Origin of the sequence: Sporosarcina beigongshangi, from assembly GCF_033485195.1 — a bacterium.
Lineage (GTDB): Bacteria > Bacillota > Bacilli > Bacillales_A > Planococcaceae > Sporosarcina > Sporosarcina beigongshangi.
Genome location: NZ_JAWLIR010000013.1, coordinates 86,315 through 112,469 on the forward strand (window position 1 = coordinate 86,315; position 26,155 = coordinate 112,469).

The 26,155-nt window shown below is 41.7% G+C and carries 21 protein-coding genes; 18 read left to right on the forward strand and 3 right to left on the reverse strand.

Going from position 1 to position 26,155, the window contains the following annotated elements:
* Positions 1-751 precede the first annotated feature (751 nt).
* The 13 genes from R2B77_RS08725 (at position 752) to R2B77_RS08785 (ending at position 14,899) form a co-directional block, all read left to right on the forward strand.
* Positions 752-1,567: a ZIP family metal transporter gene (locus R2B77_RS08725; RefSeq protein ID WP_322555678.1), complete on the forward strand. Its 816-nt coding sequence runs from the start codon at positions 752-754 to the stop codon at positions 1,565-1,567.
* A gap of 68 nt (positions 1,568-1,635) precedes the next feature.
* Positions 1,636-1,845, forward strand: coding sequence for a hypothetical protein (locus R2B77_RS08730; protein ID WP_203248024.1), 210 nt, complete (start codon positions 1,636-1,638; stop codon positions 1,843-1,845).
* 47 nt (positions 1,846-1,892) lie between these two features.
* Positions 1,893-2,537: a sugar transferase gene (locus R2B77_RS08735; RefSeq protein WP_203248023.1), complete on the forward strand. Its 645-nt coding sequence runs from the start codon at positions 1,893-1,895 to the stop codon at positions 2,535-2,537.
* 51 nt (positions 2,538-2,588) lie between these two features.
* Positions 2,589-3,887 carry a polysaccharide biosynthesis tyrosine autokinase gene (locus R2B77_RS08740; protein WP_203248022.1) on the forward strand — a complete coding sequence of 433 codons (1,299 nt, stop codon included), beginning with the start codon at positions 2,589-2,591 and terminating at the stop codon, positions 3,885-3,887.
* 15 nt (positions 3,888-3,902) lie between these two features.
* Positions 3,903-4,655 carry a tyrosine-protein phosphatase gene (locus R2B77_RS08745; protein ID WP_203248021.1) on the forward strand — a complete coding sequence of 251 codons (753 nt, stop codon included), beginning with the start codon at positions 3,903-3,905 and terminating at the stop codon, positions 4,653-4,655.
* A 54-nt stretch (positions 4,656-4,709) separates the two neighbouring features.
* Positions 4,710-5,798, forward strand: a complete 1,089-nt coding sequence (locus R2B77_RS08750) for a glycosyltransferase family 4 protein (protein WP_203248020.1) — start codon at positions 4,710-4,712, stop codon at positions 5,796-5,798.
* Between the two features lie 28 nt (positions 5,799-5,826).
* A complete protein-coding gene (locus R2B77_RS08755) occupies positions 5,827-6,762 on the forward strand; it encodes an NAD-dependent epimerase/dehydratase family protein (protein ID WP_203248019.1) in 936 nt (311 codons plus the stop codon).
* Between the two features lie 15 nt (positions 6,763-6,777).
* The gene (locus tag R2B77_RS08760; protein WP_203248018.1) at positions 6,778-8,466 is read left to right on the forward strand and encodes a GNAT family N-acetyltransferase; all 1,689 of its coding nucleotides are present in this window, start codon (positions 6,778-6,780) and stop codon (positions 8,464-8,466) included.
* Positions 8,467-8,529: 63 nt separating this feature from the next.
* The gene (gene murJ, locus R2B77_RS08765; RefSeq protein WP_322555679.1) at positions 8,530-10,044 is read left to right on the forward strand and encodes a murein biosynthesis integral membrane protein MurJ; all 1,515 of its coding nucleotides are present in this window, start codon (positions 8,530-8,532) and stop codon (positions 10,042-10,044) included.
* On the forward strand, positions 10,041-11,177 hold the full coding sequence (locus R2B77_RS08770; protein ID WP_203248016.1) for a glycosyltransferase family 4 protein: 1,137 nt from the start codon (positions 10,041-10,043) through the stop codon (positions 11,175-11,177). The genes murJ and R2B77_RS08770 overlap by 4 nt, the downstream gene beginning before the upstream one ends.
* A 17-nt stretch (positions 11,178-11,194) precedes the next feature.
* The gene (locus tag R2B77_RS08775; protein ID WP_203248015.1) at positions 11,195-12,376 is read left to right on the forward strand and encodes a glycosyltransferase; all 1,182 of its coding nucleotides are present in this window, start codon (positions 11,195-11,197) and stop codon (positions 12,374-12,376) included.
* 38 nt (positions 12,377-12,414) lie between these two features.
* Positions 12,415-13,737, forward strand: a complete 1,323-nt coding sequence (locus tag R2B77_RS08780) for a hypothetical protein (protein ID WP_203248014.1) — start codon at positions 12,415-12,417, stop codon at positions 13,735-13,737.
* Between the two features lie 154 nt (positions 13,738-13,891).
* Positions 13,892-14,899 carry a polysaccharide deacetylase family protein gene (locus tag R2B77_RS08785; RefSeq protein WP_203248013.1) on the forward strand — a complete coding sequence of 336 codons (1,008 nt, stop codon included), beginning with the start codon at positions 13,892-13,894 and terminating at the stop codon, positions 14,897-14,899.
* On the opposite strand, the gene R2B77_RS08790 is transcribed toward R2B77_RS08785, so the two are convergent.
* From R2B77_RS08790 to R2B77_RS08800, 3 genes are all read right to left on the reverse strand, one after another.
* Entirely contained in the window at positions 14,876-15,778 is a 903-nt protein-coding gene (locus R2B77_RS08790; RefSeq protein WP_203248012.1) for a M20/M25/M40 family metallo-hydrolase, read from the reverse strand. The genes R2B77_RS08785 and R2B77_RS08790 overlap by 24 nt on opposite strands.
* A 135-nt stretch (positions 15,779-15,913) precedes the next feature.
* A complete protein-coding gene (locus R2B77_RS08795; protein ID WP_203248011.1) occupies positions 15,914-17,431 on the reverse strand; it encodes a glycine betaine uptake BCCT transporter in 1,518 nt (505 codons plus the stop codon).
* Positions 17,432-17,872: 441 nt separating this feature from the next.
* Positions 17,873-18,715 (reverse strand): hypothetical protein, encoded by an 843-nt coding sequence (locus R2B77_RS08800; protein ID WP_203248010.1) that lies wholly within the window; start codon positions 18,713-18,715, stop codon positions 17,873-17,875.
* Between the two features lie 339 nt (positions 18,716-19,054).
* On the opposite strand from R2B77_RS08800, the gene R2B77_RS08805 reads away from it, so the two are divergent.
* The 5 genes from R2B77_RS08805 to hutH all read left to right on the forward strand — a co-directional run bounded on the left by R2B77_RS08805 (position 19,055) and on the right by hutH (position 25,926).
* A complete protein-coding gene (locus R2B77_RS08805) occupies positions 19,055-19,576 on the forward strand; it encodes a sigma-70 family RNA polymerase sigma factor (protein ID WP_203248009.1) in 522 nt (173 codons plus the stop codon).
* Positions 19,569-20,903: a DUF4179 domain-containing protein gene (locus tag R2B77_RS08810; RefSeq protein WP_203248008.1), complete on the forward strand. Its 1,335-nt coding sequence runs from the start codon at positions 19,569-19,571 to the stop codon at positions 20,901-20,903. The genes R2B77_RS08805 and R2B77_RS08810 overlap by 8 nt, the downstream gene beginning before the upstream one ends.
* A gap of 406 nt (positions 20,904-21,309) precedes the next feature.
* A complete protein-coding gene (gene hutU, locus R2B77_RS08815; protein ID WP_203248007.1) occupies positions 21,310-22,986 on the forward strand; it encodes a urocanate hydratase in 1,677 nt (558 codons plus the stop codon).
* Positions 22,983-24,248 (forward strand): imidazolonepropionase, encoded by a 1,266-nt coding sequence (gene hutI / locus R2B77_RS08820; protein ID WP_203248006.1) that lies wholly within the window; start codon positions 22,983-22,985, stop codon positions 24,246-24,248. The genes hutU and hutI overlap by 4 nt, the downstream gene beginning before the upstream one ends.
* A 199-nt stretch (positions 24,249-24,447) precedes the next feature.
* Positions 24,448-25,926, forward strand: coding sequence for a histidine ammonia-lyase (gene hutH, locus R2B77_RS08825; protein WP_203248005.1), 1,479 nt, complete (start codon positions 24,448-24,450; stop codon positions 25,924-25,926).
* Positions 25,927-26,155: the final 229 nt, after the last annotated feature.

Sequence of the window (26,155 nt, forward strand, 5' to 3'; positions counted from 1 at the left end):
CAGTTTGACAAATGCGAAGCTCAGTTTGACAAATGCGTAGTTGAGTTTCTCAAAGGTAGCTGAGTATGTCGTTGAGGTAGTCGAGTTCGTTGAAAAGGTAGCCCAGTTTGGTAAATATGTAGTTCAATTTCCCGGAGGTAGCTGAGTTTTCTGCCTAGGTAGTCCAGTTTGTCGAAAAGGTAGATCAGTTGGGTAAGTGTGTAGTTGAGTTACTAAGAGGTAGCCGAGTTTGTCGTTGAGGTAGTCGAGTTCGTTGAAAAGGTAGCCCTGTTTGGTAAATATGTAGTTCAATTTCCCGGAGGTAGCTGAGTTTTCTGCCTAGGTAGTCCAGTTTGTCGAAAAGGTAGATCAGTTTGGTAAGTGTGTAGTTGAGTTTCTAAGAGGTAGCCGAGTTTGTCGTTGAGGTAGTCCAGTTCGTCGAAAAGGTATTACAGTTTGGCAAATCCGAAGTTCAATTTTCCGGCGATAGCCAATTTTTTTCTTCGAATGCTCTATTCGTTAAAAATATATGTGATCAGATGGTTTTTGAAAGAGAATAATGTTGCGTCAGGGAAACTTGTAGCATACAATGACATTATATTAAGGAATAACAGGATTCAGTTTTAACTTCATTCAGCAAATACATTTGCTGAATGCAGTTAAGCCTCCGGCGGGTGTTAGGGAGTTTGAGGGGAGATAATTGTGCTGTGCACAATTCAAAATCCCAACGCAATCACGCCGAGACGTGATTGATATAGAGAGGAAGAACAGGATGGTACAATACTTTTTGGAGCTAGATGCCGTTTATCAAGCTTTAATTGCGACGTTATTTACCTGGGGAATGACAGCGATTGGGGCTGCGCTAGTATTTACGACAAAGACGGTCAACCAAAAACTGATGGATGGTATGCTAGGCTTCGCTGGCGGTGTGATGATTGCTGCGAGTTTTTGGTCATTACTAGCACCTGCTATTGAAATGGCAGAGACCGGACCTTTTCCATCTTGGTTTCCAGCGGCTTCTGGCTTTCTGCTAGGTGGATTATTTTTGTGGGGGGCCGATAAAATCATCCCTCACGTGCATCCGACATCCTCTATGAAGGATGCGGAGGGCATACATCCAGAAAAGAAGCGTCGCAGTACACTTTTGGTACTTGCGATTACATTGCATAATATCCCAGAAGGTTTAGCGATTGGTGTTGCATTTGGCGCTGTGGCCGCAGGTTTTCCGTCGGCATCATTAGCAGCTGCGATTGCATTGGCGGTCGGGATTGGGATCCAAAACTTACCGGAAGGCACAGCAGTTTCAATGCCGTTACGAAGAGACGGTATGTCGCGTAGGAGAGCCTTTATGTACGGTCAATCTTCGGGGGCCGTTGAACCAATTGCCGCCGTTATTGGGGTTCTTGCTGCTACATTGATGGCACCCATTTTGCCATTTGCACTTAGTTTTGCGGCTGGCGCGATGATTTTCGTAGTCGTAGAAGAGGTTATTCCAGGTTCTCAGGAAAATGGCAATAAAGACCTGGCTTCCATGTGCTTAATGATTGGATTTACCGTCATGATGATTCTGGATGTGGCGTTTGGATAAGTGAAATAAACTAGGCAACTTCATCCTCGGGTGAGGTTGTTTTTTTATGGTTAAATAGGGGAGTTGTCATGGTAAATAGTGAGACTGTAATGGAGAAAGACGGAACTGTAATGGGTGTACGTGGAACTGTCATGGCAACCACGAACTATAATGGCAAAACGCAAAACTATCCTGGCAAGCATCAAAACTATAAACACAAACTCTTACAACAAACTTCTGCATTTTGGTTCTGTCGCCCTATGCTTCGTGAATACAATGGCGTAAGTGAGGTGATGTAGTCATTATACATTCAGAGTCAAAAATAGAGGGTGTAGGTGATCTTCGAATGGAGCAACGTTTGGCGTTCCGTACAGGAACAGCATGGCGTCATCCATTGTGGAAAAGGGCATTTGATATCGTAGGTAGTCTATTCATTCTTATCTGCTGCCTACCATTATTTTTAACCATTGCAGTCGTTATGGTTATTTTTTCTGAGAGACCGATTTTCTTTAGCCAGACGAGGACAGGCATGTATAACAAGAAATTTCGTATATTGAAATTTCGTACGATGAAGGTATCTATGCATAGTAAAAACAGTCATATGTATTCATGGGAGGAAGGTGTCCCAGATTACTTTCAGTTTAAAACAGAAAGTAATGAAAATGTTACAACAATCGGCAAGTTTTTACGAAAGTACAGTCTGGACGAGTTGCCCCAACTTTTGAATGTATTGGTAGGTCATATGAGCCTGGTGGGTCCTCGTCCTGAAATCCCTGCAATTACAGACTTATATAGTCATAAGCAAGGACAGAGATTGCTTGTGAAACCTGGAATTACGGGCTTTGCGCAAGTCAATGGACGTTCAGATATAAACCACGGCAAGAAAATTGAATTTGATTTGTACTATGTACAAAATCGTAGTTTTCAACTCGATGTAAAAATAATTGTAGCAACCATTCTAGCTGTTATTAAAGCAAAGGGGGCTTATTAAACAAATGCAGCCAATTGAGATGACAACGGTAAACGTTCGATGAATGAGCAGATGAATCTGAAAGAAATTTTGCAACTAATAGGTCAGCATTGGCGGAAAGTCACTTCATTTTTACTGTTAATCACATTATGTGGTGGCTTTAGTAGCTTTGCCATTACACCAACATATGAAGCTAAAATCGATTTACTTATTAATAATCCAACGAATGATGAGGGAAGTAAGGTTTTAGAAACCTATGAAATTGATATACATTTACGTTTAATCGAAACCTATAAATATATTTTGAAAAGTGATCGGATGATGACGAACGTAAATGCAGCATTTCACCAGCCTTATACAAAAAAAGAGCTTACAGAGAAGATAAAAATTGAGTCTACTACCGAATCTCAAATCCTTACAATCATTGCCTATGAAAAATCTCCAGAGCAAGCAGCGTTACTTGTAAATACGTATGCTGCCACTTTTCAGAAAGAAATTAAGGAACTGATGCATCTAGAAAATATAAAGGTGTTGAAAGATGTTTCGGCTGGAAAAGACACAAGGAAGGTAAGACCCAATCATTTATTTTATTTTAGTCTATCGTTTGTTTGTGGCCTTCTTCTCTGTGTAATGATCATCATTACCCGGGAAATTTATTTCACTAAAATGGATAGCGTAGCGAAAACGGAGAAAGTAATGGACATGCCTAATTTAGGAACAATCCCTTTTATGGATAAAACCCCAGGTGGAAGCCTCCCTGACATCGTAATCGAAGAGTACCGGAGGCTTAGGGAGAACGTGGAGTATTTGTTAAAAGGACAAGATATGAAAACAATCATGATTACTAGCTCATCTACTGGAGACGGAAAATCGACCATTAGTGGAAATCTAGCGACGATTATGGCCATGAATGGAAGAAAAACAATTTATATTGATGCGGATTTACGGAAATCTACGGGTAGAACTTTATTTAATTTACCGAAAAGAAAAGGCCTTACTTCAGCCATTTCCGGGCATGAAACACTCGATAGTATTATTCAAACAACTGAAATCGACAACTTGTCATTTATAAGTGCCGGGCCCCAGCCACTTAACCCGACAAAGTTTTTATCATCGCCCCAGATGAAAGAGTTACTTGAGCAATTAGCAATGGAATATGATCTCATTATTATTGACTCACCACCTTTACTTGTTTCCGATGCAGTCACACTATCTTCGATTGTGGATGGTTGCCTATTCGTCATCGATGCAAAAAACACGAAAGAAGAGCTAGCTGTGAAAAGCGTGGCGCAACTGACTAAAGTAAACGCACCTCTACTAGGAACGGTGTTGAATAGAACAGATCCGGCCAAAAGCGATACTTACTATTGAAGATGAAGAAAGGTAGTGGCAACTATTGTAATTGATATACACAATCATATCCTTCCAGGGATTGATGATGGTCCACAAACGGAAGACGAAGCCATTGAGTTAGTGAAAAATGCAGCTGCAGTTGGAATTACTCATATTATCGCCACTCCGCATCATCGGAATGGAAAATTCAATAATAATACATCAAACATTCAGTACTTAGTTAATAAATTAAACCAGCAGCTAAGTAGCCAAGGTATCCCTGTGACGATTTTAGAAGGTATGGAAATTCAATTGTATGAAAATCTGTTGAATGAACTTACTGACAGTTTGCTACCACTTGCGGGGAGTAAAAAGTATATGCTCATCGAATTACCTAAAAATCATATCCCACATTTTACAGCTCCTATTTTTTTTGAAATGCAGCTTAGAGGATATATTCCAATTATCGCGCATCCAGAAAGAAATTCCATCATTAGAAGTGATCCAGGTCAACTGTTTGAATTAGTCAATCGAGGTGCGCTTGTACAAGTTAATGCATCAAGCATTACAGGTGCAAACGGACGTGCGAAGAGAAAATTTGCTTTGAAGTTATGTAAAAATCATTTAGTTCACTTTATTGCTTCTGATGCACATCATTATAAAAAAAGACCCTTCCTTTTACAATCTGCTTATGCGCGCCTTCAACGTAAGATGTCACCTGACTTTGTCGAATATGTAAAACAAAATGCCCAACATGTATTAAGCGGTACCGAGTTTCACAGTTTACCTCCAATTCACCCGAAATAATGGAATTTCTATTTCATCCAAAGCTGATCACTCGATAAAGTGGGGGGACCCAATATGAAAATTGTTCAAGTCATTACCCGAATGGACACGATTGGTGGGGCACAACTACATGTGAGGGATCTTTCTATCGCTTTAATGGAGAAGGGACATTCCGTTTATGTTGTGACAGGAGGAAATGTGACACTCTATAAGGAGCTTGACACGATTCATTGCCATTCGTTAATACGTAATCTTCATGTTTTTGCAGATATAAAAGCATTCGTAGAAGTACGTCGAGTCATAAAAAACATACAACCAGATGTGATTGCCACGCATTCATCGAAAGCGGGAGTGATTGGTAGACTTGCTGGCTGGTCGCTTCGTATCCCGACCATTTTCACAGCACATGGTTGGTCGTTTACAGAAGGAGTAGAAGGAAAGAAGAAAAAAGTATATCGAATAATTGAAAGATGGATGGGACGTCTGACTAAGGGTGTAATCACTGTTTCGGAATACGATAAGCAATTGGCTGTTACGCATAAAATTTTGCCGCGAGACAAGTTACTGATGATTCATAACGGTGTGCATGAAATAGTACGATCCAACGATAGTAAGCAACCGAGAAATCGGTTAACGATGGTGATGGTTGCCAGATTTGCACCACCAAAGCAACAGCTCGAATTGCTAAAAGCCTTAACTAAATTACAGCAGTTTGAGTGGGAAATGTTGTTTGCTGGCGAGGGACCAACACTAAAAGAAGCGCAATGCTTTGTAGACAGAGAGGAATTGCATGACAGGGTTCGGTTTTTAGGTAATCGGCATGACATCACAGCGATTTTACAGAGGTCCGATATTTTTCTATTGCTTTCTGATTGGGAGGGGCTTCCCCTTAGCGTTCTAGAAGCGATGCAATGCGGTTTACCAATTGTTGCTTCTGATGTTGGAGGCGTACCTGAAGCGGTGAAGGCTTCAGTAAATGGTTATTTAATTCCACCCAAAAATGAAGATGAGTTAGTACGTGCACTCTCTGCATTACTCACGAGTTCATCACTTCGGCTACAGATGGGAGAGCAAAGTAGATTGCTTTACGAGCAGCACTTCACATTTGAAAAGATGTATGACAAGACATTTGCATACTATGAAAAAATAATCGAACGGTCATAGGTTACCTGAAATGAAGGAGATGTTGAGTATGAAAATATTAGTGACTGGTGGGGCAGGATTTATCGGATCACATGTTATTGAAGAATTAGTAAATCATCAATATGAAGTTGTGTTAGTCGATAATTTAGTAACAGGATCCCTTGATAACCTATTAAATATGGTGAAAATATACCAGTTCGATATTAATGATCCAGAAATCGAGTATGTATTTGATAAGGAAAGACCGGACTATGTTATCCACTTAGCTGCGCAGGTCTCGGTTACAGCATCTATGAATGATCCTTTTTTTGATTTGCAGGCGAATATTGTTGGCACAGTTAAACTTATTTCGCTGGCGAAAAAATACAATGTGAAAAACTTTGTATTTGCCTCTTCAGCAGCGGTCTATGGTGAGCCGAATTATCTCCCAATTGATGAAAATCACCGTCTACATGCATTGTCCTTTTATTCGCTTTCGAAGTATTCAGCAGAGAAATATATTGAACTATATGACGAAAAATTTGGCGGAAATAGCTGTATATTACGTTTTTCAAATGTATATGGTCCGAGACAGAATGCCGATGGAGAAGCGGGTGTCATCTCAATCTTCATCAAAAAATTAGTTCATGGGGAAGATGTTGAAGTGTTTGGCGGCTTCCAAACAAGAGATTTTGTTTATGTGAAAGATGTTGCAAGAGCTTGTCGACTAGCAATCGAGGGAGAGCATAAAGGGATTTACAATATTTGTTCAGGGATAGAGATGTCAATTGAAGGCCTGTTGGCGCAAGTCTTCGAGGCAACTGGGGTAACGAAAACACCAATCTACCAACCGATAAGAGTCGGAGAGATTGAAAGAAGTGTGCTGGATAATAGAAAAATCACTAGTTCCTTTGACTGGCGTCCACGTTATTCTTTGCCAGAAGGGTTACGTGAAACGGTTCATTATTATTCAACAGTCGCGAGTTCGAAGCTTTCTATGAAGTAATAGAGGGAGGAAAAAATGAATCTCATTACCATTACATCGATTGATCAACTAAAGGACTTTAAAAATGATTGGTCTTTAATTTTGGAAAGTATTGATAACACAAATCCATTTATCGAATTTGAATGGTTGTATGAATGGTGGAGTTATTTAGGGGAAGGAAAAAATATTGAAATAATTGCTGTTCAACATAACGATCGTTTTGTTGCATTTTTCCCCTTTATGTATTCCAAAAAAGGGCTCGGGTATGAATATAATTTTATGGCGCTGGGACAGGCAAATTACATGGATTTTATTGCGTATGCGTCTATCTTGGATCAGGCAATCGAGTTGGTATTTGACTACCTGCTTGAAACGAAGAAACGGGTATTGTTCAACTTACATGGGCTATTAGAAAGCAGTCAGACACCTAAAAGTTTGGAGAGCTACTTGGAGAAACGAGGGATAGAAAATCGTACTTATCGAATTGTGACCCCTTTTGTTGACTTGGAAAATATCAAACTCGATGACTATATGAAAGAGAGAAAGACATTACATGGATTGGATAGAAGACAAAAAAGACTACGATCTTTAGGGACAGTGAAGCTTGCAACGAGTCGTCCAGAAGAAATGGATACTATTTTTCATCTGCATAATAAAAGATGGGAAAAGAAAAATGATACAAGTGGATTTACGAGCCAGGAAAAAAGGCGCTTTTTTCGGAAATTAGCTGAAAATACGACGGGGGCCATGCGTGTACAAATCGAATCACTCTATTTAGAGGATAAACTCATTGCCTTCACTTACGGATTCAAATGCCGTGGAAGGTATATGGGATATGTGCTAGGACATGACGATGCATTCGATTATTTTAGCCCAGGTCGTATACTTGTCAAAGAAAAAATTAAGAAGAGTGTTAATAGTTCAACGAAAATTTTAGATATGAGTATTGGCTATGAGCCTTATAAATTCGAATGGAACACTGGTCTGGATCATACGACGAGAATAGTTTTTTCTTCGAATTCTATACAAGAAAAAGGAAGAAGGAATCTCATATGGGGGAAAGAGTGGCTACTTTCTGGTATCAAAAAAAGTAGAAAAGCCGTGTTATTTAGACGTAATACGGTCGGGAAGATGAAATACATTTTGAGGAATCTGCGTTCAACTGAAACGTTCAAAAAGGTGACACCGGACATCGTGAATGCTATCCATTCCGTAAGAAAATTCTTTTATGAACAACAGCAACATATGGTTTTAAAAATGGATGTGAAATCGACTGACAGTTTAGTCACATATAAAACATTTACACCTTTAACGATAAAAAAAGTGTTTGAGAACAACGATTTTGGAGATCAGGATATGAAGGAAATAGGCAATCGACTTTACCGTGGGTTTACTGGTTATTCTGCCGCAGAACGATTGTCTTTTGATACGATTTGTTGGATTAATCCAAATGTCTTGCGAATAGATGCGATCTCTTATCTTACACAATTAAGAAAGGGAACTATCTATATCGATAAGTGGAATCTAGATAATATCATAGATATATGTGCCCTCGTCAAGAGGGATTATAACGCAAAAACAATCGTTATAGACCTGGAAAAGCCAGATAAGAAAAGAGTAACTTTTTTAAGGGGGAAAGGCTTTTTCATAGATAAAGTAGTTTCAAACCGAACACTTTTTGGTTTTAGGTCATCTAGAGTTATAGAAGGCGATAAAGGAAAATAATTAGGAAATCCGTAAAAAGGATTTAAAAAACAACTAGCGGAGAAGGGGCAACTCATCGAAACGATAAAAAAAACGGCAGCACTATTGATGATTATAACTGTTCTATCCAAAGTATTTGGGTTTCTCCGAGATATTACGCTGACTTATTTCTATGGAGCTTCGGTCACGACGGATGCCTATTTCATTTCTATTTCAATTACAACTATGTTATTCAGCTTTGTGATGACAGGAATCGCTTCAGGATATATCCCGCTCTACAAAGAGATTGAAAATACTAGCGGTGAAAAACAAGCACTGGATTTTACAAATCGCTTACTAACGGTCGTCCTGCTCATCACAACCGTACTTCTTATTGTGGGAATCCTGTTTTCAAATCAACTCGTAACTGTATTCGCTTTAGGTTTTAATGAAGAAACGAAGAGAATGGCTGTCCTTTTCACACGTATCGGACTAGTGGGTATCTATTTCACAAGCCTTACCCAGTTACTCGCAAGTTATCTCCAGCTCAACGGGAAATTTACGACAGTTGCTATGCTAGGATTTCCTTTCAATTTCATCATTATTCTCTCAATCATCATCAGTGCTCAGACACATAGTATTGGTTTAGCAATTGGTAGTATTGTTGCTTCACTGGCTCAATTGCTATTTTTACTACCCTCCCTGTTAAAGATGAAATATCGGTATTCTCCTGTAGCTCCGTTTCTAGACGAAAATATAAAGAAAGTAGCATTATTTGTGTTACCAATCACAATGGGAATGTCTGTTGATCACATCAATACTATAGTCGATAAAACATTAGCATCCAAGATTGTAGAAGGTGGGATCTCAGCATTAACGTATGCTAGCCGATTAAATGATTTTGTCCATGGGATATTTGTTCTGTCATTTATCGCTATTCTATTTCCACATCTATCAAAAATGGCTGCTGAAAAAAGCATAGAAGAAGTGAAGAGGTCGATGCGTGAGGTTCTTTCAAGTGTAATTCTTCTAGTTGTACCAGCAAGCATCGGCATTATGATTGTCGCTAAACCAATTATTCAATTGCTATTCGGACGTGGACAATTCGATGAGCAAGCCATTCTGCTAACAGCGGAGGCATTGTTTTTTTATTCGATAGGTATGATAGGCTATGGCATTCGGGAAATCCTATTGCGCACTTTTTATTCACTCCAGGATATGATCAGCCCGATGGTCAATGCTGCAATTGCGGTGGCTCTGAATATCGTATTGAATATCATTTTATCGGCTTATATGGGACTGAACGGATTGGCATTGGCAACAAGTATTTCGGCACTCATTAGTGTCGCGCTCTTATGGATTAGTCTTCGAAGAAAGATTGGTTCGCTGGGTTTAAAAAGTATGGCAATCACTTTTTTGAAAGTGCTGATGGCGTCCGGAGTTATGGGAGTTGTCATTGTCATATTGAATGGCTATGTATGGCTCCAGATGAATGAACTTTTGAAAATGATGGTCATTGGGCTTGTAGGGAGTAGTCTCTATTTCTTTTTATTGACAATTTTAAAGGTAAAGGAATCGAAAGAAATCCTTACTTTTATGCGAAGGAAGTTACGTTTATGAGAATTATGATGGCAAGATCAAACCCAGTCAATCCTGATCCGCGCGTTGAAAAGGAGTTGAACACGTTACTGACATATGGCTATGACTTAAGGGTTCTAGCATGGGAAAGAAATTTAGAACAACAGTTAGAAAAGAGAGATGTTGTATCGCTGGACAATGGACAGGTACAGATTGATTTATTCCGCAAAGAGGCATTATTTGGGCGAGGGATTATTAATTTGTGGTCTTTGCTGTTATTTCAACTTTTCTTACTAAAAAAACTAATCCACTACCGCAAAGAGTACGATGTGATTCATGCATGTGACTTTGATACAGTCATACCTGCGTTTATTGTATCGAAAATCTTTCGTAAAAAGTATGTCTATGATGTGTTTGATTACTATGTCGATGCGTTTAGAGTTCCAACAATACTGAAGCCTATCATCGAAGGTCTGGACATTCGGATGATGAATAAGGCGGATGCGGTCATTATTGTCAATGAAAGTAGGATCGAGCAAATACGAAAAAGTGTACCTAAAAGTTTATGGATCATTCATAACTCACCAGTTAGGTTACCAAGTGTAAATGGTGGATTTGTTCCTATGGGTGAACTAAATAAAAAGCTGAAGTTTGTCTACGTTGGCGTATTATCGAAAAGTCGCTTTCTACTTGAAATTGCAGAAGTGATTGCGAAGTTTAAGGATGCTGAACTTCATATTGGTGGTTTTGGTGATTTAGAGAGTTATTTTAAAAAGCAAAGTGTGAAGTATGACAATATCTTTTATTATGGAAAATTGGACTATGAGTCAACCCTCGCTTTAACGAGGTATTGTGATGTGATGCTAGCTATTTACAATCCTGTAGTTCCGAACCATCGCTTTTCGTCACCGAATAAATTATATGAAGCAATGTTATTGAAGAAACCAATTATTGTAGCAGAACAAACAGGAATTGACGAAATCGTTGCAGCCAATCATACAGGGTTTGTTATTGCTTACGACAAGCTTAGTTTAACAGCTCTGATTGAACAACTCCTCCAAACGAATCCTTATGTATTTTTGGAAATGGGCATTCGATCGCATCGTTTATATGTAGAAAAATATGCATGGTCTATCATGGGGGAACGGTTAATACGTCTGTATGAGCAACTCTAAAAAAGGAATGACATGTGATGAAAATTCTAATTGTAGGATACAACCTGTCAATGGGAGGAATTCAACGAGCGCTCATTAATACATTACACATAATAGCGGAGGATCCTTGCAATGAAATTGATTTATTCCTGTTCGCGAACAAGGGAGAGCTAGTAGAGGAACTGCCTAAAAATGTGAACGTCGTTTCTAGTAATTATTTATTGACGCTGACAGCAACGCCGTTCTCGGAAGTTGTAAAAAATGGTAGCCTATTCGATAAAATGATTCGGATCCTATTGATGATATTCGTTAGACTCATTGGATCGACACTCTATTTTAAACTACTCTTTTCATTACAGAGAAAAAAGAAGCCGTATCAGGTTGCGATATCCTATTTTAATGATGTGCCGCAAGGCTATTTTAATAGAGGAAGTAATCAATACGTGATTGGAAATGTCGTGGCGGATAAGAAAATTGCTTGGATTCATACAGATCTTATCAAAGCGCAATTTAACCGGGAGTGCTGTTTGAAGAGTTACGAGAACTTTGACACAGTCGTCAATGTATCAAAAGCGGGCAAAGCGAAATTTGATCGATTTATTCCCGAATATGAGCATAAGTCCGCAGTCGTGTATAACTTTTTTCCCTATAACACGATTCGGAATGGTGCCGATGAGTTTGAGCCAATGGACAAATCGGATAAAACTCATTTCGTCACAGTTGCTCGAATTGATAATGCTACCAAACGGATTGATCGAGTTATAGAAGTTGTGTATCTGTTGAAAAAGGCAGGATATACCGGTTTTAAATGGTGGATAGTAGGAGATGGGCCGGACTGGGACAAAAATTACGAGCTTGCTGACAAATATGGCGTGTTGGAGCAGCTTACTTTTACGGGGGAAAAGTCGAACCCCCTTCCCTATATTAAGCAGGCTGATATTTTCGTCTTAGCCTCTGATTATGAAGGTTATCCGATGGTTATCGGTGAGGCGCTCGCTTTAGGAACACCAGTTATCACGACTGCCTATGCTTCTGCGGCAGAGCAACTTGATAACGGAGTGAATGGCATCATTGTCGAGACAGACACGCAGGCATTATTTAATGCGTTGAAAGCCGTTCTTGACGATCGAAGCATTCTCGTAGGCTTACAAGATGGTAGTAAAAAAAATCGAGGTAGCAATGAAGTGGCAATGAAACAACTCCAGGATATTTTACGTTGAGTGACTCAATTTTTTTGCATGAGGGGCGGGAGGATAATGTGAGACTCAGGATGAATGGGACGATTCCAACTAGCGTACTCATTATGGTAGCTGCATTATCCGTCTTGGCTAAACTGGTTAGTGGTCATAATTTATTTTTGGTCCTTTTCTTACTGGTGTCCTGCTATGGGATCCTGAAAGAAAGGACAGAAGATAAAATTATTTTCCTGCTTTTTTTCTCGACATGGATATACGTATTGAAATTCGATGGAGATCGTTTTTCCTTTTTCCATATCATTCAATTCGTCTACTTGCTATCCTGTCTTTTTTCGATGCTGAACAATAAAATACGTGTCAGTCTAACGGTCATCATAGGATTTCTGTTTTTTGCTCTCTATATTCTGTTGACTTCAGGTTTCGCCTCGAGTAATAATTCACTTGTTATCGTTGGGTTCCTGTTGAATTTCCTGACGATAGCAGTAGCTAGTGCGACGCTCAACGAGAATGCCTCCTATGAACGATATGTACTATCCTATGCTTCTGGTCTGGTATTTTCAGGCCTTGTTGCCCTACTTGGGCGTTGGATACCCGAAGTGGAACAGTACATTCAAAATATGGGAGAAACTTATACATTGTATGAAAATAATCACTTATATACTCGATTTAGCGGACTGGACGTAGACCCTAATTATTTTTCTTTACAAGTATTAGTGGCAATTGCGCTCCTGCTTGTTGTCTCGGGTTATAAAAAACAACTAGTCAAAGAAAGTGTGCTTATACTAGTCTTGGCTTTTATGGGTTTGCATACACTTTCTAAAATGTTTTTGCTTATGGTCATTATTATCTTGATTTACGTCTGTATCATATATGTCACGTCTAAATATAGAAGTGTCATGAAGTATTTATTTGCGTTAACGGTCCTTATTTTAATTGCCATGCCATTCGGTTTACTCGATTTTATTGTTGTGACGATTGCCCGATTTTCAGAACAAGGGGGCACAGTCGTTTCGGTCACAACGGGTAGATCATCTTTGTGGGTAGCTTATCTCCAAGAAATCACGGCGAATCCACGTATTTTTCTAATAGGGAATGGCATTGGGACTGGTTTTTTAGACGGCTATGCAGCTCATAATATGTATTTGTCCTATTGGTATTTCACAGGATTTCTAGGTATCGTTGCATTACTAGTTTTTGTTGCCTATTCATACAATCACATGAAGAAAACAACGACGGGATCCATCAAAATGGCGAAACGAGCGTTGAATAGCTTGCCCCTATTCGTAGTCATTGTGGCGAATTTCTCACTTGACTCAATTGTAATGGATTTTTTTCCCCTAGTCCTGTTTCTGTCTTTGCTATCACTGAATCATGTAAAAGTTTAGATATGGAGGCGGTTTGTATTTTATTATGTGGGAGGGAATTATTTTATATATTGAGAGACCGAAATTTAATAAGGCTAACTAATGCGCGGGTTCAGCGACAGAAGCTCCTTTATTACCAAAGGTTTATTACAATTGGTAATGGTGTGATGAGAATATGAGTAAACAAGGAATCTTCGTCGTTTCCCTAGATTTTGAATTAAACTGGGGTGTCCATGATGTTTACACATTAGGACAGTACCAAGAAAATATATTAGGTGTGCGGCAAGCCATTCCAAAAATATTGGAGCTGTTCCATCACTTCGATATTCATGCGACATGGGCGACAGTTGGTATGCTTTTTTTTGATAATAAGAAAGAGCTACTAGTAAACCTGCCTCCTCTCTATCCAAGTTATATCCATGCAGCTTTTTCGCCATATAATAAGCTAACGGGGCTTGGAGAGAACGAGGAACAGGATCCATTGCATTTTGGAGCTTCATTGATAAAGGAAATTATGGATTACCCGAACCAAGAATTGGCAACCCATACTTTTTCACATTATTATTGTTTGGAGGGTGGTCAGACTGCGGAACAATTTGAAGCAGATCTAAAGGCTTCTATAAAGGTTGCGGAAGCAATTGGTAAGCCAGTGAAATCACTAATATTTCCAAGAAATCAAATCAACCGTGACTATTTACAAATTTGTAAAGAAAACGGTCTTCAAAGCTTTAGAGGACACGAGGATAGCTGGGTCTATCAAGTTGGCTCTTATCATGATGAAGGAATCGTGAAGAGAATGCTTAGGCTGGCAGACTGTTATTTACCTATGTTCGGCGATCATACGTATCCGATTGATGAAGTGGCGGTGGAACCTCTTGTCAATTTGCCATCGAGTCGATTTTTGAGACCTTATCATGCAAGCTTAAAAAGTCTCGAATCATTACGCTTAAGAAGAATTAAAAAAAGTATAACGAATGCTGCGATAAAGGGAGAAGTGTTTCATCTTTGGTGGCATCCTCATAATTTTGGTAAAGATATCGATAGCAATATTCGTTTTTTGTCGGAAGTCCTGCTCCACGTAGCCGCAATGAGAGAGCAATACAATCTAACAAGCCTTACGATGGGGGAGGCTTCAACACTTGCTTTACAGGTAAAAGATTCACTTACCCCCAAGGACGATTAATTCAAGAATGGACATTGCTAGTATACGGGTAATATTTTCTAATCGCTGTTCGCTCAATTTATCGATGGTGTCATCAGGCGAATGGTAGGCTTTCTCCAAAGGGAAATGAGTGAACATTACTGCGTCAATGGCTGCATTGTGGAAGGCTGAATGATCGCTTTGTGCAGAGGACGCGAGAGATAAAGTTTCGCCAAATAAATCCTCATTCGCTTTGCTGGCTATCTTCGTCGCGGTGTTTGGCATGCCGTCTACCGTAAACAGCTTTAGTGGGCCCGCATCTGCGCTACCGACCATGTCCAGGTTGAACATAGCAATTGTTCGCTCGATTTCCTCTGCCGTCATTCCATTGACATAACTTTCAGAGCCTGCTAGTCCATTTTCTTCGGAGCCAAAAAAGATGAAACGAATTTCAGACGGGCTCGGCGTGTCTTTTAACATACGAGCCACTTCGAGCAATACGGCAGTTCCACTTGCATTATCACTCGCTCCTGGAGACTGAAAGACGGAATCATAGTGTGCACCTATCATAATGATATCTCCAGTTGATGGAAGACCATCTGTAGCTTTTTTTGTAACAATGAGGTTTTGAGATTCGTGCTCATCTACTGTAGAGCCATGTAATGTAAAGGTTTGTTCATCGACCTCATACCCATATAGTTCGAGTTGTGTCGTTAAAAATACGGCAGCCTGCCGTTCGGATTCGGTTCCAGCTATGCGAGGCTCCTTCGTTAATTCTTGAATAGTTGCATATAATTGATCGCTATCAAAACGACTTAACACAGCAGATTCGGTGTCAGTTAACTGTCGTCCAACTTCAGCTGTAGCTGAGCAGGCTGAAAGGATGAAGATGAGTGAGAAAATCAGAACTTTACGCAGCAATCGAATCCCCTCCATTGTCGTTTAGAAAATTGTACCATGATTAAAGGATAAGAAAGGATATCATCAAAAAGTGACAAAACTAGTGAACAAAGAACAAGACTAAGCAGTTTGCTTAGCCTTGATTCGACAGCATGTTCATTTTTTCGTTTTCCTCGGATATGGTCTCACCATTAACCCCATTTCTTTGCGCTCCTTATTAAGTTCCTTATAAAGTGAAACCATCATACAGATGATAACGAAGGAAAAAGGCAGTGCGGCAATAATTAAGGCATTTTGCAGTGCAGTCAATCCATTTGCCGACAGGAGAATGATGGCAATTGCTGCTTGTGCAATACCCCACGTCAGCTTGACGATGTTAGGTGGATGAAGTGACCCGTACGTTGTCTGCATGCCGAGAACGAATGTGGCCGAATCGGCCGATGTGATGAAAAAGATGGCAATCAGCAGGATGGCGATAATTGAGAGCAGCATGGACATCGGCAATTCATGAAAAACGGCGAAAAGCGTTTCTTCGGTCAATAGTTTTGTTAAATCTACTCCTTTTATTTGCACATCCATTGCAGTGGAGCCGAAAACAGAGAACCAGAAAAAGCTAAGTAATGTCGGTAATAACAGGACGCCTGTCAGGAATTCACGTATAGTCCGCCCACGTGATACACGAGCGATGAATATGCCGACAAACGGTGACCATGAAATCCACCATGCCCAATAGAAAATAGTCCAGTCATTAATCCATGTTCGATTGCTGTCATCGAGTGGCGCAGCACGAAAGCTCATGCGTGGTAAGTTTTGAAAGTACGAGCCGATGGTGTCCGTAAATGTATCAAAAATTAATAGCGTAGGTCCGAGAATAATGACAAGAATGAGCAGTATAGCCGCAAGTACCATATTGGCGTTGGACAAATATTTAATTCCTTTACTGATACCTGACCAAGCTGAGATAATAAATAAAATGGTGACAATGATAATAATGATGACTTGAACAAGAAAACTAATCGGTAAACCGAATAGATAAGAGAGTCCTCCGTTGATTTGAATGGCGCCAAAACCGAGTGTTGTCGCAACACCGATGACAGTGGCGAAAACGGCGAGTACGTTGACGATTGTGCCGGACATACCATTCATCCGATTGCCGAAGATTGGTTTTAACGTTGCGGATATCAATCCCGGCTCGCCTTTTCGAAATTGGAAATAAGCTAGTGACATGGCAACGATTGCATAAATGGCCCAAGCATGAATGCCCCAATGGAAAAAGGTATAGCGCATCGATTCTCGAAAAGCAGCATCTGTGCCAGGTTGTTCTGTTGCAGGGTTTATCGCGAAGTGAGATAGCGGCTCCGCTGCGCCCCAGAAGACAAGACCGATTCCCATCCCGGTTGAAAATAGCATCGCGAACCAGCTCATCCGGGAATATTCGGGTTTTTCATCGGGCTTACCAAGTGTGATTTGTCCCATGGGACTAACGATAAAGAACAGACAGAACAGTACAATGCCTGTGACGAAAAGTAAATAATACCAGCCAAAAGCCGATGTAATAAAGTTTTTCATATTGCCGGTTACAGTTTCAAAGCTTTCAGGTGCTAGCGCTCCATACAACACTGCAATGCATACAAGGCTAAGCGTAATCCAGAATACATTTGAGGTTTTTTTCATCTGACCACCCATATTTCCTATGTGATAATGTGCATGTTTGTACAGAGTAATCTTGTCCATTTTTTATAGTGGGTATGCACGTACATCGATTACTATTTATTCTTGATAGGCAATAATAAAAGAAGCAATTCCCTCGGAATGAGGGGATTGCTTCTTTTATATGATCAATCATGCCTCGGCATGATTGCGTCCAGATTTTGAATTGCGCTTGAGGCCTACAGGAAGTAGGTCATGCAGTGGAGAGGGATTGAACTGCATCCCTCTTTGTTGCGACAGGACGTCGCGCACTTAGACTGCCTACATTAATTCCCTTCAAAATCTGTGACATCCGCCGGAGGCTTAACATAATTCAGCGGTAGTTTGATCCTTAACTGAATTTTATAACATATTCAGCATACATTCCTTTACTTAATTAGAGGTGGAGTTGAATGCTGAATTATGTTAGAAACAGGTGAACCGATCAATTTGACTCAAGCTAATCCCCGTATACTCCCATCTTCTTTGACGATTGCGCCATCTGTAACCTGCCACGGAAGTTCGCCCAACAAAGACTGGAAAGAACCAAAAACCTTGTCTTCTTGATAACCAAACGTATGTCTGGCGATAGAGGCAACCACGAATAGCCCCTGGATCTACTGCGAATGTCTGTGTAGTCGGATAAGCAGGGATGGTGTTCGGTGGTGGTGATGTTGGACCTTGTTGGCCAGGTGATTGACCTGGCGGACGTCCTGGAGGTCCAAACCCTGGTGGGTCTTGGTTAGGTGGACGTCCCGGAGGTCCGAAACCTGGAGGACCTTGGTTAGGTGGAAATCCTGGAGGTCCGAAACCTGGCATCCCTTGATTTGGCGGTCGGCCTGACGGACCGTATCCGGGCATACGAGACCCTGGTGCGAATGCCAACATATTGTGTCCCGCCATGTCTTGTTCTAGCGAGAGATCTTGCATATCGTAGCCCATCATCCCTTGCTGAGGAGAGAACCCTTGCATATCGTAGCCCATCATCCCTTGCTGAGGAGAGAACCCTTGCATATCGTAGCCCATCGTCTCTTGCTGTGGAGAGAACCCTTGCATATCGTAGCCCATCATCCCTTGCTGAGGAGAAAACCCTTGCATGTCGTAGCCCATCATCCCTTGCTGGGGAGGGAAACCCGGCATTCCGTAGCCCATCATCTGGTTGCCAGCTCCATAACTTGGCATACTTTGGACATTTCTTTCCTCATATCCCTCAGGTAATCGTGGCGACCATTGTTGTCCGCCTTGATTATCCGGCTGCATGTTAACCATTTTTTCACTCCTTCCAAGTGATTCCATCTAGTCTATGCGACAATGGGTGAAATGGAATGGACTTTAATTTTATCTAGCAGGGATTTAACCCCCTGCTAGATAAAATTAAGCCTCCGGCGGATGTCACAGATTTTGAAAGGAGTTAATTTAAGGAGGGCAGTCTAAGTTCGCGACGTCCTGTCGCAACGACTGCATGACCTACATCCTGTAGACCTCAAGCTCAATTCAAAATCTGGACGCAAATACGCCTTGCCGTATTTGATCTTTATTCGGCAAATTTTTACGCAAACTTTTTCAAGTTTCGCAGGTCTAATGGATAACATGAAATGAGGTGGGGTTTTGACAGACAAAGAATTGGTGGAGAAGGCGATTGTGGGAGATGACGATGCATTTCTATCACTGATGCTGACACATAAAGAGGCACTTTATCGAACAGCGCTTGCTTATTTGAAGAATAATGAGGATGCATTGGAAGCCGTTCAAGAAGTGACGTTTCGTGCATATGAAAAAATCCATTCATTAAGAAAGCCGGAATATGCGAAGACATGGCTTATCCGTATCATGATGAATTATTGCCGCGATGTTTTGTACAAACAAAAGCGTCTTCTTTTAGATGAGGATTTTATCATGCAGCAAGGCATTAGTGAAGATTATACCTATCTTGAGGTAGAAGAAGCACTTAGGCAATTAACCGACGACCAACGTGAACTTATCCATTTAAAATATTTACAGGATGTCAAAATTAAAGAAATTGCTGAAATGACTGCAACTCCAGAAGGTACAGTCAAAACGAGACTGTATAAGGCGCTTAAGTTACTTCGTTCATTCATCGTGGAGAAAGGGGAGATCCGCCGTGTTTAAGGATGAGGAAGATAAGTTAAGGAAATGGAAAGTAGAAATTGAAAACGCTGGTGTACCAGAAGATGAGCTTGAAGTAGCGATTCGACAAGGTTTACAACGTGCTCAGCAGGTTGCGAAGCCGTTGAAAAAACGTCCTGTTATTAAACGTGGTGTGTGGGCGGCGGTTGTAGCGGCGATTTTGCTTATTGCATTCGCTACATCAATTCGAGTCTCCCCAGCTTTTGCGAATGTGGTTGCCTCGATACCGGGGATGGAGAAGATTGTTGCGCTTATTCAGGATAATAAAGGGCTGCAGTCGGCAATTGACAACAATCACTATCAGGAAATCGGTGTGTCGGGCGAATCATCTGGTGTTAAAGTGATTGTCGATGGCATCATAGCCGACAAAATGAACCTTGTGTTATTCTATACTATTAAATTCAAGGAAAATCATAAAAGTGATTTCATTAATCATGTTCGAATTAAGGGGGCAAATGGAGAAGATTTGAAATGGGGAGGAATTTCCCAAAACTACGCAGTTAATTTCCATGATAGTATGGTTTCTACTAATTCACTCGAAATCGATTTTCAGGAACCGCTATCAACGAAAAACGTAATATTAGAATTTGAAATTAACGGTGGTAACGGGGAAACTGAAGTGATTAAACTGCCATTTACGATTAAAATGAATGACGTGGAGAGTAAGAGATACGTACTGAATGAAGAAGTTAATGTAAATGGGCAATCCCTGACGATTGAAGAAGTCACAATTAGTCCAGTTAGAACAGCAATTCAGGTGAGATTTGACCCCGAAAATACGATGAAGATTTTTAGATTTGAGGATCTCCAAATTGTAAATGAAAAAGGAAAAGTATGGAGTTCAATCGCAAATGGGACAACTGCAAGTTCAGATGGAGAAAAACCGAATGTCGTTATTTACTATTTACAAAGCAACTATTTTGAAAAGCCGAAACAGCTTTATTTGAAATTCGGTAAATTGATGGCGTTGGAAAAGGAAGAGGCATTTCTGGTAATTGATACGGATAGAATACAAATACTTCAACAGCCAAAGGATGCTAGATTCAGCAATTTGACTATGCTAGACAATCACATCAGTATCGATTTCCGTGGTGAAGAAAATTTCAACCATTACCCATTTAGCTCAGACTTTTACGATGCAAATAATGGCTATTTCTATTTTCCGTCTAGGAGTGGGGGGCCAAACGGGGAACTGGAATCCACACTAGTTATGGAAATGCCTAAAGAGTCATACAAAAGTCCAGTGAAGTTTGTAATAGCCGGATATCCTTCTTATATAGAAAAAGATGTGAAAATCAAAATTAAGTGATGAAAAAGTTCCGTGGTAGTGTAGACTGCTGTGGAACTTTTTTGTATGGTAATCCAGTTTGGCTGATTGGTAGTCGAGTTTCTTGTTTAGGTAGCTCAGTTTGCAAAATAGGTAGTCTAGTTTCCCCGAGGTAGTCCAGTTTTCATAATGCGTAGTCGAGTTTCTTGTCTGGGTAGCTCAGCTTGCAAAATAGGTAGTCCAGTTTCCACGAGATAGTTCAGTTCCTTCCCCCCGGCTAGTCCCAAGCCCTATCTAATGTAATCCTTTATTTCGATTATATCTAAACTTTACCACTTTACCCCACTACAACAGCATCACGTTACCACAGACTAAACTTTCTGAATACCGTACAATAAAGCGCTTACATCGTGTACGATAATAGTAGATTAGTCAGGAGGGAATCCTAATGGGAAAAGCAGCTGAACGGGTAATTCGTTATCGGGGGACGGAGTTAAATACGAAAGGTTGGCAGCAAGAGGCGGCACTTCGTATGCTGATGAATAACTTGGACGCGGAAGTGGCAGAGCATCCGGATGAGTTGGTAGTGTACGGGGGAATCGGCAAGGCAGCGCGCAATTGGGAGTCGTTTGACGCCATTGTTCGCTCGTTGAAGGAACTTGAAAATGATGAAACCTTACTTGTGCAATCGGGAAAACCGGTTGCGATATTCAAGTCACATACAGACGCACCAAAAGTATTGATTGCCAACTCGAATTTAGTTCCGGCCTATGCCAATTGGGAGCATTTCCACGAGCTCGATAAAAAAGGATTAATGATGTACGGGCAAATGACGGCGGGCAGTTGGATTTACATCGGTTCGCAAGGAATCGTGCAAGGGACATATGAAACATTTGCGGAGCTGGCGAAGCAGCATTTTGGTGAATCACTGAAAGGGACCATTACATTAACAGCTGGACTTGGCGGCATGGGTGGTGCCCAACCATTGGCGGTGACAATGGCTGGCGGTGTTTGTATTGGTATTGAGGTCGATGAAACACGTATTGATCGACGGATTGAAACGCGTTATACCGATGTCAAAACAGCTTCTTTAGATGAAGCTATTCGTTTGGCGAAGGAAGCGAAATCCAAGGGTGAAGCACTGTCGATTGGACTTCTTGGCAATGCGGCTGAAGTGTTGCCTGCTATGATTGCTCGTGGGTTTATTCCAGATGTGTTAACGGACCAAACATCAGCGCATGATCCATTGAATGGCTATATTCCAACAGGCATGTCACTTGGGGAAGCGGCGGTACTACGTTCTGCCAATCCAGAGGACTATGTGAAACGCTCGAAAGCATCAATGGCTACACATGTCGAAGCCATGATTGACATGATGGATAAAGGCGCAATTACATTCGATTATGGCAACAACATCCGCCAAGTAGCGAAAGATGAAGGCGTTACACGCGCATTTGATTTCCCTGGATTTGTGCCTGCGTATATTCGTCCGCAGTTTTGCGAGGGCAAAGGTCCGTTTCGCTGGGTGGCATTGTCAGGAGATCCGGAAGATATTTATAAAACGGATGAAGTGATTTTACGGGAATTTAGCTACAATACGCATTTATGCAATTGGATTCGAATGGCGCAAGACAAAATCCAGTTCCAAGGATTGCCGTCGCGCATTTGCTGGCTTGGCTATGGGGAACGCGCGCGATTTGGGAAAATTATTAATGATATGGTCGCTTCGGGTGAGTTAAAAGCACCTATCGTAATTGGGCGGGATCATCTCGATTCTGGCTCAGTGGCATCACCAAACCGTGAAACAGAGGCAATGAAGGATGGTTCGGATGCTGTAGCAGATTGGCCGATTTTGAATGCAATGATCAATGCAGTTGGAGGCGCGACGTGGGTTTCCGTTCATCATGGGGGTGGTGTCGGAATGGGCTACTCCATTCACGCAGGAATGGTGATTGTTGCGGATGGTACGAAAGAGGCAGAAGCTCGAATCGAACGAGTTTTAACGACGGATCCCGGTATGGGCATTGTTCGGCATGTGGATGCTGGTTATGAACTTGCCGAGAAAACAGCCCGGGAAAAGGGAGTCAATATTCCGATGATGGCAAAAGGGGAGATTCAAGAATGACAAATATCGTTTGGATTAAACATGCATCCCAACTCGCGACATTAGCTCAACCGAGCAAGGGACCGCGAATAAAAGATGACATGAACAATATTTCAATTATTAGAGATGGCAGTGTTTGGATTGAGGATGGCATTATTCAAGCAGTTGGGACAACGCGACAGCTTGAAGAGCAGTTCAAAGACCGTGCACATGAAGCGGTGATTACAGATGCAAAAGGTCATTTGGTTACACCAGGACTTGTGGATCCGCACACGCATGTCGCTTATGGGGGCAGTCGCGAACGCGAATTTGAAAGGCGGCTTCAAGGCGCGACATATATGGAAATTATGAACGCTGGCGGGGGGATTCACGCAACGACAACGATGACGCGAGAAGCAAAGGAAGAGGAGTTGGTGCAGCAAACGAAGCGCCGACTGGATTCCTTTTTGCAACATGGCGTCACGACAGTTGAAGGGAAAAGTGGCTATGGGCTCAATCTAGAAACGGAGTTGAAGCAGCTACGTGTCATGAAACGATTGCAGGCGGAGCATCCCATTGATATCATCCCAACATTCATGGGAGCGCACGCTGTTCCGACAGAGTACAAGGGGCGCGAAGAGGAGTATGTCGATTATATTATCAATGAAATGCTACCAGCCGTCTCCAATGAAAAACTTGCGGTTTTCAATGATGTGTTCTGCGAAGTTGGTGTTTTTACGCCTGAACAGTCGGAACGTATTTTAGAAGCAGGTAAAAAATACGGACTCATACCCAAAATCCATGCGGATGAAATCGAACCATATGGCGGGGCAGAATTAGCGGCTAAAGTGGGAGCGATTTCAGCAGAGCATTTATTGAAAGCTTCTGATGAAGGAATTGCGGCGATGGCTAAAGCGGGGACGATTGCTTGTTTATTGCCAGCGACTGCACTTTTTTTGAGAGAACAGGCGGCAGAAGGACGAAAAATGATTGATGGGGGCGTACCTGTTGCGATTTCAACAGATTGTAATCCCGGTTCATCCCCAACAACATCCATGCCATTGGTGATGAATTTGGCATGTATATCAATGCGCTTGACGCCATCAGAGGCTTTGACGGCTGCGACGTATAATGCGGCATGTGCCATTCAGATGGAAGACAAAGTAGGGTCGATTGAGCCAGGCAAACAAGGGGATATCGTGTTGTGGGATATTGCTAACTATCAGGAACTACAGTATTTATTTGGCGTCAATCATGTTAGATCTGTATGGAAAAAAGGTGTCAAAGTCATCGATCGCTCTTAGGTCAACAAGGATATAGTTCGATCCTTGTTGACCTAAGCCTCCGGCGGATGTCACCAATTACGAGGGGAGTTAAGGAAGGCAGTCTAAGTTCGCGACGTCCTGCGGCAACGGTCGCATACCTGCATCCTGCAGGCACAATTCGAAATTTGGACGCAACTACGCCTTGGCGTAATTGATTAAGGAATAAAGGATGGTTGCTATGATTACATTAACAGGTTCCTCTCTTCGTTTGGATGAGATGAAAGCTATTTTATATAGGATGTCCCAGGTTTCATTGGATGAAGAAGCATTGGTCCGAGTGCGAAAAAGTCGTGCTGCAGTGGAGAGAATCGTGCAAGAAGAACGGACTGTTTACGGCATTAATACGGGATTTGGCAAGTTTAGTGATGTGAAAATTGATGAGAAGGATACGAAGGCTTTGCAATTGCATCTAATTCGCTCGCATTCATGCGGTGTTGGAGAGCCATTTCCTGAAATGGTTTCACGGGCGATGGTAGTGCTGCGGTTGAATGCGTTACTGAAGGGCTTTTCAGGTATTCGTGTAGAAGTGTTGGAGCGTTTTGCGTATATGGTCAATAACCAGATTCATCCGGTGATTCCGCAACAAGGGTCACTTGGGGCATCGGGCGATCTTGCACCATTGTCGCATTTGGCCCTTGTTTTACTGGGAGAAGGATTTGTCTGGCAAGAAGGAAGGCAAGTTCCGTCAGCGGCTGTTTGGCAGGAGCATGGTCTTGCTCCGATTGTGTTGGAGGCGAAAGAAGGTCTTGCGCTCATTAATGGAACGCAGGCGATGACGGCACAAGGCGTGGTCAATTATTTGGAGGCGGAGTCGTTGGCTTACAATAGTGAGTGGATTGCGGCGATGACGATGGAGGCGCTACATGGAATTACGGATGCTTTTCATCCAGCGATTCATGAGGCACGTGGCTATTCAGAACAAGTGGACGTGGCGACCCGGATGCTGAAATGGTTAGCGGGAAGCCAGCTGACGACTGTTCAAGGAGAAAAGCGCGTGCAAGATGCGTATTCAATTCGTTGTATTCCACAAGTCCATGGTGCCAGCTGGCAGGTGCTTGGTTATGTGAAAGAGAAATTAGAGATTGAAATGAATGCAGCAACGGACAATCCGCTTATTTTCGATGATGGGGATACGGTTGTATCTGGCGGTAATTTTCATGGGCAGCCAATTGCGTTTGCTATGGATTTTCTGAAGCTCGGTGTGGCGGAGCTGGCAAATATTTCGGAACGGCGTATTGAACGATTGGTAAATCCGCAGTTAAATGAAGGATTGCCTCCGTTTTTGAGCCCAGAACCTGGCTTGCAATCAGGCGCTATGATTTTGCAATATTCAGCAGCAAGCCTCGTGTCGGAAAATAAAACCCTCGCACACCCGGCGTCTGTTGACTCGATTCCATCATCAGGCAATCAGGAAGATCATGTGTCAATGGGGACAATTGGCGCTAGGCATGTCTATGCAATTATTAAAAATGCGCGACATGTTTTGGCGATTGAAGCGCTATGTGCGTTGACGGGCTGTTCGATTCGAGGTGCTGAACAGATGGCACCGAGAACCCGTGTGAAGTTTGAACAATTAATGGCCATCGTTCGACCAATTGAAGAAGACCGTATTTTCACACCGGATATCGAAAAGCTAGCACAGTTTTTGGTGGAGTGAAGGCAGAAAAGCCGAATTCTTTTTGAATTCGGCTTTTTTGATGTCCAGTGTGTTTTATGGTGGGAAAAGTGTCCAACGAAATCGTCAAAGCCTCCAACAAAGCGTGTAAAATGTCCAACAAAATTGAGGAAGTCTCCAACCATTTCGCCAAAGTGTCCAACAACGAGAGCAGTCTCTACCGAAATCGTATGCTATGATAGAGCCAGTAATTATTCGAGGAGGAATACAT

What these genes read in the sequence shown, in the direction of transcription:
- hutU (WP_203248007.1), top strand. Translation starts at nt 21,310, where the DNA reads ATGGGAAAAGCAGCTGAACGGGTAATTCGTTATCGGGGGACGGAGTTA.
- R2B77_RS08785 (WP_203248013.1), top strand. Translation starts at nt 13,892, where the DNA reads ATGAGTAAACAAGGAATCTTCGTCGTTTCCCTAGATTTTGAATTAAAC.
- R2B77_RS08760 (WP_203248018.1), top strand. Translation starts at nt 6,778, where the DNA reads ATGAATCTCATTACCATTACATCGATTGATCAACTAAAGGACTTTAAA.
- R2B77_RS08755 (WP_203248019.1), top strand. Translation starts at nt 5,827, where the DNA reads ATGAAAATATTAGTGACTGGTGGGGCAGGATTTATCGGATCACATGTT.
- hutI (WP_203248006.1), top strand. Translation starts at nt 22,983, where the DNA reads ATGACAAATATCGTTTGGATTAAACATGCATCCCAACTCGCGACATTA.
- R2B77_RS08775 (WP_203248015.1), top strand. Translation starts at nt 11,195, where the DNA reads ATGAAAATTCTAATTGTAGGATACAACCTGTCAATGGGAGGAATTCAA.
- R2B77_RS08725 (WP_322555678.1), top strand. Translation starts at nt 752, where the DNA reads ATGGTACAATACTTTTTGGAGCTAGATGCCGTTTATCAAGCTTTAATT.
- R2B77_RS08800 (WP_203248010.1), bottom strand. Translation starts at nt 18,715, where the DNA reads ATGGTTAACATGCAGCCGGATAATCAAGGCGGACAACAATGGTCGCCA.
- R2B77_RS08750 (WP_203248020.1), top strand. Translation starts at nt 4,710, where the DNA reads ATGAAAATTGTTCAAGTCATTACCCGAATGGACACGATTGGTGGGGCA.
- R2B77_RS08795 (WP_203248011.1), bottom strand. Translation starts at nt 17,431, where the DNA reads ATGAAAAAAACCTCAAATGTATTCTGGATTACGCTTAGCCTTGTATGC.
- R2B77_RS08730 (WP_203248024.1), top strand. Translation starts at nt 1,636, where the DNA reads ATGGTAAATAGTGAGACTGTAATGGAGAAAGACGGAACTGTAATGGGT.
- R2B77_RS08735 (WP_203248023.1), top strand. Translation starts at nt 1,893, where the DNA reads ATGGAGCAACGTTTGGCGTTCCGTACAGGAACAGCATGGCGTCATCCA.
- R2B77_RS08770 (WP_203248016.1), top strand. Translation starts at nt 10,041, where the DNA reads ATGAGAATTATGATGGCAAGATCAAACCCAGTCAATCCTGATCCGCGC.
- R2B77_RS08740 (WP_203248022.1), top strand. Translation starts at nt 2,589, where the DNA reads ATGAATCTGAAAGAAATTTTGCAACTAATAGGTCAGCATTGGCGGAAA.
- hutH (WP_203248005.1), top strand. Translation starts at nt 24,448, where the DNA reads ATGATTACATTAACAGGTTCCTCTCTTCGTTTGGATGAGATGAAAGCT.